This window comes from Bacillus sp. 7_6_55CFAA_CT2 (assembly GCF_000238655.1).
GTDB classification, from domain to species: domain Bacteria; phylum Bacillota; class Bacilli; order Bacillales; family Bacillaceae_G; genus Bacillus_A; species Bacillus_A cereus.
Map to the genome: position 1 here is coordinate 17,442 of NZ_JH414711.1, position 12,728 is coordinate 30,169.

Sequence of the window (12,728 nt, forward strand, 5' to 3'; positions counted from 1 at the left end):
TAGAAATAAATTTTGAAGTTTAATAAAGGACGTAAAAGAAAAAGTTTTATTTCATGTTACAATAAACGTAATTGTTACTAGAATAAGATAGAAAGGTTGAAAGTAGGTGACATCATGGGAAAAATCATTGCTATTGCTAATCAAAAAGGCGGTGTTGGAAAAACAACAACATCTGTTAATTTAGGGGCTGGATTGGCGCAAGTAGGTAAAAAAGTCCTTCTTGTAGATATTGATGCTCAAGGAAATGCAACGACTGGTGTGGGAATTGAAAAATCTGAATTAGATCAATGTATTTACAACGTTCTTGTGGAAGATGCAGATGTTCAAGGGGTTATACAGAAAACCGCAACTGAAAACTTAGATGTTCTACCCGCTACAATTCAATTAGCTGGTGCTGAAATTGAATTGGTACCGACTATTTCCCGGGAAGTACGTTTGCAAAGAGCATTACAGCCAGTTCGTGATGAATATGACTATATTATTATCGACTGTCCCCCATCTTTAGGGTTATTAACGATTAATGCATTAACAGCAGCAGATTCTGTTATTATTCCTGTACAGTGTGAATATTACGCACTAGAAGGGTTAAGTCAGCTATTAAATACAGTTCGACTTGTACAAAAACATTTAAATAAAAATTTAGCAATTCAAGGTGTATTGTTAACAATGTTGGATGCCCGTACAAATTTAGGGATCCAAGTTATAGATGAAGTGAAAAAGTATTTTAGGGATAAAGTATATCGCTCGATTATTCCGCGTAATGTACGCTTGAGCGAGGCTCCAAGTCATGGGAAACCTATTATGCAGTATGACGCTAAATCAAGAGGAGCAGAAGTATATATAGATTTAGCAGAGGAAGTGATTGCAGGTGGCTAAAGGATTAGGAAGAGGAATTAATGTGTTTTTTCCTGATTTAGATGTGAAAGAAGAGGAAACAATTCAGGAGATTCTTGTAACTGAATTAAGGCCGAATCCATATCAACCGCGTAAACACTTTAATAAAGAGGCGATTCAGGAATTAGCAATTTCGATTAAGGAACACGGTATTCTACAACCATTAATTGCTAGGAAGAGTATTAAAGGATATGAAATTGTTGCAGGTGAAAGACGATTTCGTGCTGCAAAAGAGGCTGGTTTAGAAAAAGTACCTGCGGTTGTAAGACAATTAACTGAACAGCAAATGATGGAATTTGCTTTGTTAGAAAACTTACAACGAGAAGATTTAAATCCTATGGAAGAGGCAATGGCATACCAGATGTTAATGAATGAGCTAAATGTAACGCAAGAACAATTAGCGAAACGTCTTGGTAAAAGCAGACCTTACATTGCAAATTATACTAGGTTATTAAGCCTACCTTCTTTCGTACAAGATATGATTGCAAATGGTCAACTTTCAATGGCGCATGGGAGAACTTTACTTACGATAAAAGATGAAGAACAATTGAAGTCCTTATTGAAACGCATTGAAAAAGAAGGATTAAATGTTCGTCAATTAGAGAAAATCGTCCAAGAGATTAATCAACACGTTTCACGTGAAACAAAAAAAGTGAAAAAAGAGCGAAATATATTTTTCGTAGAACGTGAAACGTTCTTAAGAGAAAAGTTTGGCACAGATGTGAAAATTAAAGAGACGAAAAAAGAAAAAGGTAAAATCGAAATTGAATTTTTTAATAAAGAAGATTTAAATCGTATTTTAGAACTATTAGCACAGAAAAATTAAAAAGCAAACCATCTTATTATTTATAGATGGTTTGCTTTTTTTAATGCGGATAATTTTTGATCCGTCTCTTTTATACTTTGTGCGATTACATCAGCCATTTTCATGACTAAACTTAATCTTGTATTTTGAAGAACGAAAAACTCCATAAACCCATTTAGATTGACGATACCGTGTATGTGCAAATCACCAACTGCAGGTAATTTCTTATTCATGGCAGCTCCAGGTTTACTAGGTCCCTTTCCAGTAGTGATTGATCCGATATTTTGGGACTTTCCTAAACATGCATCAACAGCAATTATAAATGCAGTAGGATATTCTTTCTGTATATTCTGAATTTTCTCTTCTAAATTTAGCGCATGTACTGGCTCATCTAGTGTACCGAATACTTGGAGGTTTTGGATGTCTATTTGTTCAAGTTTTGTACCAACTAATGGGCCGAGTGCGTCACCTGTAGAGCGATCTGTGCCGATACAAACGAGAATGAGTGGTATATTAGTTTTAATAGGAATATGGGTAAGTAAGAAATTACTGATTATCTCAGAGGCTTCTAGATCTTGGTGCATAACGTTTTGAGTTTCTTTCTCAAAAAATGGTAAGCGAAAACTTCCAATATTCATGAAGCACCCATCCTTTTAATAAATTTTCAATATATGTTATATGGTGAGGAAAATGGAAAGTTATAAGTGCGTAATTTTTGCAAAATGTGAATGAAAACGGAAATAATAGTACTAGTATATATATATTCGTTCCATTTTATACCTGGATATCGGGGATAAAATAGGATTAAAATCATAAAATTTTTTCAGCAATTAGGGGACTTCTGATACAATAATAAGGGTAACTAAAAAGAAATTTTAGCTAGAGAGGTAGAGGTACATGGATTTATTAACGAAGTGGTTTAATTCTATGAAACAGTATTTATTAGATGCTGATCGTTGGGCTCATATTGGAGTTGCGACATTAAAAATATGCATTATTTTAATAATTGGTGCGGTTGTTGTGCGAATTGCAAGAGCGGTTGTACGAAATGCGTTTCGCATGGGAAGTCGTTCTCCAATTCAAATTTCAGAACGTCGTACAGTTACAGTAGCAAAATTACTTGAAAATATTGTAGCGTACGTTGTTATGTTCATTATGCTAATTGCGATTTTAGGTGTGTTTGATATTAATGCATCAGGTTTATTAGCGGGTGCTGGGGTAATTGGTTTAGCAGTCGGATTTGGTGCTCAAAGTTTAGTGAAAGACGTTATTACAGGTTTATTTATTTTGTTAGAAGATCAGTTTTCAGTTGGCGATTATGTTAAAATCGGTCAATTTGAAGGAGTCGTTTTAGAAATTGGACTTCGTACAACGAAAGTAAAGAGTTGGACAGGTGAAATTCATACTTTACCAAATGGAAGTATTATTCAAGTTACTAACTACTCAGTTAGTAATAGTGTAGCGTTTGTTGATGTATCTATTTCATATGAGGCTGATATTGCGAAAGCAGAGCAGGTTATTGAAGATTTATTAGTAGAATTACCTTCAAAGTACGAAAAAATGGTAACAACGCCTCAATTATTAGGTGTGCAAACATTAGCTGCATCAGAAGTTATATTACGTGTTATTGCTGAAGTAGAACCGATGCAACATGCAGTTATTGCAAGGGCACTTCGTAAAGAGATTAAAAATCGTCTTGATTTACATGGAATTGAAATTCCATATCCGCGTATGGTTTTATATAATCGTGAAGAATTAGTTAGTGGAAAAGCAATTTAGTATGGAGAGGAGTTTGGAGAGTGGAGCAAAAGGAATATAACTTGTATGATGTTGTGGAAATGAAGAAAGCCCATCCATGTGGCGAGAATCGTTGGAAAATTATTCGTATGGGAATGGATATCCGCATTAAGTGCGAGGGGTGTGACCATTCAGTAATGATTCCTCGAAGAGAGTTTGATCGTAAGGTGAAAAAAATACTTGTGAAGCACGAAGAATAGAGGGAGAGTAACAGTTACAGTAGGTAACTGTTACTTTTTTTCGTTTGGCGGAAACTTGTCATTTTTTTCGTTACTATCTATAATGATGAAAGATTGAGACATAGGAGTGAAAAATATGGGATTAACGGCTGGGATTGTTGGATTACCTAACGTAGGGAAGTCCACTTTATTTAATGCAATTACACAAGCAGGAGCAGAATCTGCGAACTATCCATTCTGTACAATTGATCCAAACGTAGGGATTGTAGAAGTACCAGATGAGCGTTTAAATAAATTAACGGAATTAGTAGAACCGAAAAAGACTGTTCCGACTGTATTCGAGTTTACTGATATTGCAGGTATCGTAAAAGGTGCTAGTAAAGGTGAAGGTTTAGGAAATAAATTCTTATCTCACATTCGTCAAGTAGATGCAATTTGCCAAGTTGTTCGTTGTTTTGAAGACGAAAATATTACGCACGTTTCAGGGAAAGTAGATCCAATTGATGATATTGAAACAATCAATTTAGAGCTAATTTTAGCGGACTTAGAGTCTGTTGATAAGCGTATCGAGCGTGTTGCGAAATTAGCAAGACAAAAAGATAAAGAAGCGGTATATGAGCATGAAATTTTAGTTCGTTTAAAAGAAGCTTTTGAAGAGGGAAAACCGGCTCGTACTGTTGAATTTACAGAAGAGCAGATGAAGGTTGTTAAAGGCCTTCATTTACTTACAACAAAAGAAATGTTATACGTAGCGAATGTAAGTGAAGACGATGTTATCGATCCTTCGGAAAATAAATACGTACAAATGGTAAAAGAATTTGCAGCAAATGAAAATTCTCAAGTAATCGTTGTATGTGCAAAAATCGAATCAGAAATCGCTGAATTAGACGAAGAAGAGAAAAAAGTATTCCTTGAAGAATTAGGAATTGAAGAGTCTGGTTTAGATCAATTAATTCGTGCAGCATATGACCTATTAGGACTTGCTACTTACTTTACAGCTGGCGTTCAAGAAGTACGTGCTTGGACATTTAAACAAGGAATGAAGGCACCGCAATGTGCTGGTGTTATTCATACAGACTTTGAGCGTGGATTTATTCGTGCAGAAACAGTTTCTTACGATGACTTAATGACAAACGGTTCTATGACAGCTGCAAAAGAAGCTGGAAAAGTACGTTTAGAAGGAAAAGAATATATCGTAAAAGACGGAGATGTTATGCACTTCCGTTTTAACGTTTAATTTAATATTTCCTAGGAAAAATAAAGATATGAGCTTGGCAAATATATTATATGTTTGCCAAGTTTTTTATGTATTGGTGAGTTGATTCATATAACTTACTATGATATAATCTAAACTCGTGAGTAATTACTATAAATTAATTGCTCCTTGCCCATTACGGGCCGTTTAGACCAAAAGGAGGTGAAAGTGTAATGAGAAAGTACGAAATTATGTACATCATTCGTCCTGGCGTTGAAGAAGAAGCTCAAAAAGCTTTAGTTGAACGTTTTGCAGGTGTTTTAACAAACAATGGTGCAGAAATCATTAACACGAAAGAGTGGGGTAAGCGTCGTTTAGCTTACGAAATCAACGACTTACGTGAAGGTTTCTACATGATCTTAAACGTGAAATCTAACGCAGAAGCGATTAATGAATTCGACCGTTTAGCTAAGATCAACGAAGACATCCTTCGTCATATCGTTGTTAAAGAAGAAGAAAAATAATTGATATATAAGGGAGAGTGGTTCGATTGATGAATCGTGTTATCCTCGTTGGTCGTTTAACTAAGGACCCTGACTTACGTTACACGCCCAATGGTGTTGCAGTAGCTACTTTTACGTTAGCTGTGAATCGCGCATTTGCCAATCAACAAGGTGAGCGTGAAGCTGACTTTATTAATTGTGTAATATGGCGTAAACAAGCAGAAAACGTAGCAAATTATTTAAAAAAAGGTAGCTTAGCAGGCGTAGATGGACGTCTTCAAACTCGTAATTACGAGGGACAAGATGGTAAACGTGTATACGTAACAGAAGTTCTTGCGGAAAGCGTGCAATTTTTAGAGCCGCGTAATGGCGGTGGGGAGCAACGTGGTTCATTTAATCAGCAACCATCAGGAGCTGGTTTCGGTAACCAAGGCTCTAACCCATTTGGTCAATCTAGTAATTCAGGTAACCAAGGTAACTCTGGATTTACGAAGAATGACGATCCATTTTCAAATGTAGGTCAACCGATCGACATTTCCGACGACGATTTACCGTTCTAATACAGTAAATTTGTTAGTTTTAACAAAGAATGGAGGGAAATAGACATGGCAGGACGCAAAGGTGGACGTGCGAAACGTCGTAAGGTGTGTTTCTTCACAGCTAACGGCATCACTCGCATTGACTATAAAGATGTTGATTTATTAAAACGTTTCGTTTCTGAGCGTGGTAAAATTTTACCTCGTCGTGTAACAGGAACAAGCGCGAAATACCAACGCAAACTTACAGTTGCAATTAAACGTGCTCGTCAAATGGCACTTTTACCATATGTTGGTGAATAATAGCGTATGAAATGCACAGTAGAGTCGGACTCTACTGTGCATTTTGCTATGCTTTTCTTTTTTGAAAGAGAGGTTAAAATGTGAAACAAGCAAGATTTATTACTGAAGGTGCCGCGTTGTTGACTATATATGTAATGTTATTGTTTATATCTATGTATGTTCCGATTTTGGGTACAGTTGTAACTTTTGCGTTGCCGTTACCATTTATACTATTAATGATAAGACATAAACTATCTAATGTGCTCGTGGTTTTTGTAGCGGCACTTTTTGTTACTATTATTGTGAGTCAACCGATGAATTTAGTGAAGATAATTATGTTTGGATTGATAGGGATTGTTTTAGGATATATGTATAAAACAAGAAAAAAGCCAGTGGAAATCTTAATAGCTGGGACGCTTGCATAATTAATTGGTTTTGTACTTATTTATGTTGCGAGTATAAAGTTTTTCAACATAGATATAATGAAGCAAATGACAAAGTATATTTAGTGAAAGTATGGCGAAAAGCGAAAAGATAGTAAGTGCTACAGGTATGCCGATTAGTAAGGAACAAAAAGAGTTACTTGCACAAATGAATGATATATTACAATCGTTACTTCCGAGTATACTTGTGCTAGTTTCAGTATGTTTTTCTTGGATTACAGTGATAATATCAGGTAGTGTTTTGAAAAAGTTAAAACATGACGTTATATCTTGGCCTAAATTTAAACATATACAATTACCAAAGAGTATCATTTGGTATTACGTTATATTTATTTTGTTAGCAACTTTTATAAAAGTAGAACCAACATCATATTTACATATGGTATTTTCTAACCTAAATGTCATATTTGCACTATTGCTTGTACTGCAAGGTCTGACATTTATCGCCTTTTTAGCGTATAGAAAAGGTTTTACTAAAGGGGTTCCTATTATTAGTTTTATTGCATGCATGTTTATTCCGATGCTGTTTCCTCTTGTGACAATCTTAGGTATAATTGACTTAGGGATTTCATTGCGTTCTAAAATAGGGGGATAAAATAATATTCCTTATACTATTTTAATCTGTTTAACTAACTGGAAGGTGAGTTAGTTTTACTTTATAGGAGTTGTATACATGCCTGAATTTGATAAGAAACAGTGGTTTTTATATCCTGTTTATGTATTGGCATTTTTTGTGTTTGTGCTCATTTCAATTCTCTGTTATTTTCATTTAATTATGGGGATAGCTGCTTTTGTCATTTTTTGTATCGTATTCTTTATCGTTATACGATTTGAACTTAATTTTCAAAGGAATTTCGAAAAGCATACGACAGATATGATTACAAGGGTAAAGAAAGTGAGTAATGAAGCATTTAACCAGATGCCGATTGGTATTTTGTTATACAATAAGGATTATGGGATTGATTGGGCAAATCCTTATTTATCTTCATGTCTGGGACAGCATGCATTAGCTGGATGGCACCTTTACGATGTATCAGAAACATTACTTCTTTTCATTAAAGGAGAAACTTCTGATGATATAGTCTCTTTAAATAATCGAAAGTTTCGCGTTTTTGTAAGGAAAGAAGAAAAGTTAATTTATTTCTTTGATGTAACGGAACAAACAGAAATCGAAAAGATGTACGAGGATCAAAGGACTGTTTTAGCTGTCATCTATTTGGATAATTATGATGAAGTTACACAAGGATTAGATGATCAATTACGTACGAATATAACAAGTCTTGTGACATCGCGACTAAATGAATGGGCACTTAAGTATGGTGCGTATTTAAAACGTGCATCTTCAGAAAGATTCTTCGTTGTGCTAAATGAAAGTATTTTGACGCAGATGGAGAAAGGGAAATTTAGCATTTTAGATCAGGTGCGTGAAGAAACATCTAAAAGGAATATACCACTTACATTAAGTGTGGGTGTCGGATCAGGTGATTTACCTTTATCAGAGCTTGGAGCAATGGCTCAATCTGGTTTAGATCTTGCGCTTGGGCGTGGGGGAGACCAAGTAGCTATTAAACAAGCGACAGGTAAAGTTAAGTTCTATGGAGGTAAGACAAATCCGGTTGAAAAACGTACCCGTGTACGCGCTAGGGTCATTTCGCATGCGTTAAAGGATTTAGTATTAGAAAGTAGTAATGTCATTATTATGGGGCATAGGGCTCCCGATATGGACGCAATTGGTGCTGCGATTGGTATTTTAAAAGTAGCTCAATTAAATGAGCGTAAAGGATATATTGTGTTAGATGAAAATGATTCCGATAAAGGAATTAAGCGTTTGATGGACAAAGTGAAACAAAATGAGGAGTTATGGTCTCGTTTTATTACTCCAGAGCAAGCGATGGAATTTGCAAATGATGAGTCGTTACTTGTTGTTGTCGATACGCATAAACCTTCGATGGTGATGGAGCAAAAACTGTTACGTAAAATTGAAAATGTAGTAGTTATTGATCATCATCGCCGTGGAGAAGATTTTATTGAAGACCCATTGCTAGTTTATATGGAACCATATGCTTCTTCAACAGCAGAATTGGTTACAGAATTACTTGAGTATCAACCTAAAAATTTAAAGATGACAATGTTAGAAGCGACGGCATTGTTAGCGGGTATTATTGTCGACACGAAAAGTTTCACATTCCGGACAGGGGCTCGTACATTTGATGCTGCTTCTTATTTACGCTCGCATGGTGCAGATACTGTACTTGTACAAGAACTTTTAAAGGAAGATATGGATCAGTATTTACGGGTTGCAAAAGCTATAAAAAATGCGTACATTTATAAAAATGGAATTGCGATTGCTAAAGTTGATAGTGATGATTACTACGATCAAGTGCTTATTGCGCAATCGGCAGACACGTTATTAACGATGACAGGGATTATTGCATCATTTGTTGTTGCGAAACGTGGCGAGAACCTCATTGGAATTAGCAGCAGGTCTTTAGGTGAAGTGAATGTGCAGCTAATTATGGAAAACTTAGGCGGTGGCGGGCATTTGACGAATGCAGCCACACAGATGAAAAATGTTACAGTAGATGAAGCTGAGGAGAAGCTTCGATTTGTTATTGATGACTATTTACAGGGAGGCACACAATCATGAAAGTAATTTTTCTAAAAGACGTAAAAGGTAAAGGTAAAAAAGGAGAAGTAAAAAACGTACCAGATGGCTATGCAAATAACTTCTTATTAAAACAAGGATTAGCTGCTGAAGCAACAAATAGCAGTATGAAAACTTTAGAAGCTCAAAAGCGTAAAGAAGAAAAAGATGCAGCAGCAGAGCTTGAAAATGCAAAAGAGTTAAAAGAGATTTTAGAGAAATTAACTGTAGAATTAAAGGCGAAATCTGGAGAAGGTGGCCGTTTATTTGGTTCTATCACAAGCAAACAAATCGTAGATGCAATGCAAAAATCACACAAGATTAAGCTTGATAAACGTAAATTTGAAATGGACGATGCAATCCGCGCGTTAGGTTATACAAACGTTACTGTGAAATTGCATCCACAAGTAACAGCAACAGTAAAAGTTCATGTTAGTGAACAATAAAAATAAATTAAGCAAGGAGGATTGCGTATGAGTGATGTACTTGCTGATCGTACCCCTCCGCATAATATAGAGGCTGAGCAGGCGGTTTTAGGGGCCATATTGATTGATCAAGATGCGTTAACTTCAGCATCAGAGTTATTGGTACCTGATTCGTTCTATCGAACGAAACATCAAAAGATTTTTGAAGTCATGCTTGGGCTATCTGATAAGGGAGAGCCGATCGACTTAGTAATGATGACATCAGCAATGGCTGATCAAGGATTACTAGAAGAAGTTGGTGGGGTTTCTTACTTAGCAGAGTTAGCAGAAGTTGTGCCAACTGCAGCTAACGTAGAATATTACGCACGCATCATCGCTGAAAAGGCGCTTTTACGTCGTTTAATTCGCACGGCGACTCATATTGTATCGGATGGATACGAGAGAGAAGATGATGTGGATGGTCTTTTAAATGAGGCTGAGAAAAAAATATTAGAAGTATCCCATCAAACGAATGCAAAAGCATTCCAAAACATTAAAGATGTTCTTGTAGATGCTTATGACAAAATTGAACTTTTGCATAATCAAAAGGGTGAAGTTACTGGGATACCAACTGGGTTTACTGAATTAGATAAGATGACAGCAGGTTTCCAACGAAATGATTTAATTATCGTGGCAGCACGTCCATCAGTAGGGAAAACGGCATTTTCATTAAATATTGCACAAAACGTAGCGACGAAAACCGATGAAAATGTAGCGATTTTTAGTTTGGAGATGGGTGCTGATCAGCTTGTTATGCGTATGCTTTGTGCAGAAGGGAATATTGATGCACAAAGACTTCGTACTGGTTCATTAACTTCCGATGATTGGGCAAAATTAACAATGGCAATGGGGAGTCTCTCAAATGCTGGTATATATATTGATGATACGCCAGGTATTAAAGTAAATGAGATTCGAGCAAAATGTCGTAGATTAAAGCAAGAACAAGGTCTTGGTATGATTTTGATTGACTATTTGCAGCTTATTCAAGGAAGTGGGAAATCAGGAGAAAACCGTCAGCAGGAAGTATCTGAGATTTCTCGTACCTTAAAAGGGATTGCACGTGAATTGCAAGTGCCTGTTATTGCTTTATCACAGTTATCTCGTGGTGTAGAATCTCGTCAAGATAAACGCCCGATGATGTCTGATATTCGTGAATCTGGAAGTATTGAGCAGGATGCTGATATTGTAGCTTTCCTATATCGTGAAGACTACTATGATCGAGAAACGGAAAACAAAAATACAATTGAAATTATTATTGCAAAACAGCGTAACGGTCCAGTAGGTTCAGTGGAACTTGCATTCGTCAAAGAGTTCAATAAGTTCGTTAACTTAGAACGTCGTTTTGAGGATGGACATGCTCCGCCGGCATAAAGGCAGTATAAAAAAGAAACACATTTCTTATAATAAGATGTGTTTCTTTTTTTTATAAGAAAGATAAGGCTTTCATAAGTTAAATATATAATTCTTACGAACGAAAAAGTTTTTTTATGAAAAAATGTTCGCTTTTCGGTTGACTTCTTTTTCGGTTTTGGTACAATTATATTGTTTGAATAGATCGTTTGAAAATTGCGGAGGTGCTTTAATAATGTCTTCAGTAGTAGTTGTAGGAACACAATGGGGCGACGAAGGAAAAGGTAAAATCACTGATTTTCTTTCTGAGCATGCGGAAGTAGTTGCAAGATATCAAGGTGGAAATAACGCGGGACATACAATTGTTTTCGGCGGAGTTAAATATAAATTACACTTAATTCCATCTGGTATTTTCTATAAAGAGAAAATTTGTGTAATCGGAAACGGATTAGTAGTAGATCCAAAAGCATTACTTGAAGAGTTAAAATACTTACACGATCGTGGTGTAAGTACTGATAATTTACGTGTAAGTAACCGTGCACATGTTATTTTACCTTACCACTTAAAGCAAGATGAGTTAGAAGAAGCAAGTAAAGGTGATAACAAAATCGGTACAACGAAAAAAGGTATCGGTCCTGCATATATGGATAAAGCTGCTCGTATTGGTATTCGTATGGCTGATCTTTTAGACCGTGAAGCATTTAAAGAGAAGCTTGAGCGCAATTTAGTAGAAAAAAATCGTTTATTTGAAAAAATGTACGATACAGAAGGTTTCACTGTAGAAGAAATTTTCGAAGAGTACTTCGAGTACGGGCAACAAATCGCGCAATATGTATGTGATACATCTGTTGTATTAAATGATGCATTAGATAATAATCACCGTGTATTATTTGAAGGTGCGCAAGGTGTTATGCTTGATATTGACCACGGTACGTACCCGTTCGTTACATCTTCTAACCCAATTGCTGGTGGTGTAACAGTTGGAACTGGAGTTGGTCCTGCGAAAGTTACTCGCGTTGTAGGTGTATGTAAAGCATATACAAGCCGCGTTGGTGATGGTCCATTCCCTACTGAGCTTCATGATGAAATTGGTCATCAAATTCGTGAAGTTGGTCGCGAGTATGGAACGACAACTGGTCGTCCACGCCGCGTAGGTTGGTTCGATAGCGTTGTTGTAAGACATGCACGTCGTGTTAGTGGTTTAACGGATCTATCATTAAATTCTATCGACGTTTTAACAGGTATTCCAACTCTTAAAATTTGTGTTGCTTACAAATACAATGGTGAAGTTATTGATGAAGTTCCAGCTAACTTAAACATTTTAGCAAAATGTGAGCCTGTATATGAAGAGCTTCCAGGTTGGGAAGAAGATATTACTGGTGTAAAATCATTAGATGAACTTCCTGAAAATGCACGAAAATACGTAGAACGTGTTTCTGAGTTAACAGGAATTCAAATATCTATGTTCTCAGTTGGACCAGATCGTAACCAAACAAATATTGTTCGTAACGTATACGAAGCTTAATTAATAGTGTTTAGAAAAAACTCATGTCCGCATGAGTTTTTTCTTATTCTTTTATAAAAAAACGAAAAAAGTATTGCAATAAATACAGAATACATGTTATGATACATCTTG

At 36.0% G+C, this 12,728-nt stretch carries 13 protein-coding genes and 1 pseudogene; 13 read left to right on the forward strand and 1 reads right to left on the reverse strand.

The features are described from left to right. Nucleotides 1-114: 114 nt before the first annotated feature. Nucleotides 115-876, forward strand: a complete 762-nt coding sequence (soj, locus tag HMPREF1014_RS20750) for a sporulation initiation inhibitor protein Soj (RefSeq protein WP_000516114.1) — start codon at nucleotides 115-117, stop codon at nucleotides 874-876. After that, complete coding sequence (gene spo0J / locus HMPREF1014_RS20755; RefSeq protein WP_001051832.1) at nucleotides 869-1,720, forward strand: stage 0 sporulation protein Spo0J; 852 nt, start codon at nucleotides 869-871, stop codon at nucleotides 1,718-1,720. Before soj ends, spo0J begins: the two co-directional genes overlap by 8 nt. Before the next feature lie 20 nt (nucleotides 1,721-1,740). Here the strand turns inward: spo0J and yyaC are convergent, their stop codons facing one another. Next, entirely contained in the window at nucleotides 1,741-2,337 is a 597-nt protein-coding gene (gene yyaC, locus HMPREF1014_RS20760) for a spore protease YyaC (RefSeq protein ID WP_001020715.1), read from the reverse strand. Between the two features lie 259 nt (nucleotides 2,338-2,596). Here yyaC and HMPREF1014_RS20765 point away from each other — a divergent pair, with 259 nt between their 5' ends. The 11 genes and pseudogenes from HMPREF1014_RS20765 (at nucleotide 2,597) to HMPREF1014_RS20815 (ending at nucleotide 12,617) form a co-directional block, all read left to right on the forward strand. Further along, on the forward strand, nucleotides 2,597-3,478 hold the full coding sequence (locus tag HMPREF1014_RS20765; RefSeq protein WP_000365108.1) for a mechanosensitive ion channel family protein: 882 nt from the start codon (nucleotides 2,597-2,599) through the stop codon (nucleotides 3,476-3,478). Nucleotides 3,479-3,498: 20 nt separating this feature from the next. Further along, nucleotides 3,499-3,696: a DUF951 domain-containing protein gene (locus HMPREF1014_RS20770; RefSeq protein ID WP_000435485.1), complete on the forward strand. Its 198-nt coding sequence runs from the start codon at nucleotides 3,499-3,501 to the stop codon at nucleotides 3,694-3,696. A 115-nt stretch (nucleotides 3,697-3,811) separates the two neighbouring features. Then, nucleotides 3,812-4,912: a redox-regulated ATPase YchF gene (ychF, locus tag HMPREF1014_RS20775; protein WP_000524672.1), complete on the forward strand. Its 1,101-nt coding sequence runs from the start codon at nucleotides 3,812-3,814 to the stop codon at nucleotides 4,910-4,912. 191 nt (nucleotides 4,913-5,103) lie between these two features. After that, nucleotides 5,104-5,394 (forward strand): 30S ribosomal protein S6, encoded by a 291-nt coding sequence (gene rpsF / locus HMPREF1014_RS20780; RefSeq protein ID WP_001233778.1) that lies wholly within the window; start codon nucleotides 5,104-5,106, stop codon nucleotides 5,392-5,394. Between the two features lie 26 nt (nucleotides 5,395-5,420). Further along, nucleotides 5,421-5,933 (forward strand): single-stranded DNA-binding protein, encoded by a 513-nt coding sequence (ssb, locus tag HMPREF1014_RS20785; protein ID WP_000981966.1) that lies wholly within the window; start codon nucleotides 5,421-5,423, stop codon nucleotides 5,931-5,933. A gap of 45 nt (nucleotides 5,934-5,978) precedes the next feature. Then, on the forward strand, nucleotides 5,979-6,212 hold the full coding sequence (gene rpsR / locus HMPREF1014_RS20790) for a 30S ribosomal protein S18 (protein WP_000918873.1): 234 nt from the start codon (nucleotides 5,979-5,981) through the stop codon (nucleotides 6,210-6,212). An 80-nt stretch (nucleotides 6,213-6,292) separates the two neighbouring features. Continuing rightward, nucleotides 6,293-7,229, forward strand: a pseudogene (locus tag HMPREF1014_RS31375) (YybS family protein). A 78-nt stretch (nucleotides 7,230-7,307) separates the two neighbouring features. Next, complete coding sequence (locus HMPREF1014_RS20800; protein WP_001113789.1) at nucleotides 7,308-9,281, forward strand: DHH family phosphoesterase; 1,974 nt, start codon at nucleotides 7,308-7,310, stop codon at nucleotides 9,279-9,281. Continuing rightward, nucleotides 9,278-9,724 (forward strand): 50S ribosomal protein L9, encoded by a 447-nt coding sequence (gene rplI, locus HMPREF1014_RS20805; protein WP_000864227.1) that lies wholly within the window; start codon nucleotides 9,278-9,280, stop codon nucleotides 9,722-9,724. Before HMPREF1014_RS20800 ends, rplI begins: the two co-directional genes overlap by 4 nt. A gap of 27 nt (nucleotides 9,725-9,751) precedes the next feature. Continuing rightward, the gene (gene dnaB, locus HMPREF1014_RS20810; protein WP_001286148.1) at nucleotides 9,752-11,113 is read left to right on the forward strand and encodes a replicative DNA helicase; all 1,362 of its coding nucleotides are present in this window, start codon (nucleotides 9,752-9,754) and stop codon (nucleotides 11,111-11,113) included. A 214-nt stretch (nucleotides 11,114-11,327) separates the two neighbouring features. Then, complete coding sequence (locus tag HMPREF1014_RS20815) at nucleotides 11,328-12,617, forward strand: adenylosuccinate synthase (RefSeq protein ID WP_000100238.1); 1,290 nt, start codon at nucleotides 11,328-11,330, stop codon at nucleotides 12,615-12,617. Nucleotides 12,618-12,728 lie beyond the last annotated feature (111 nt).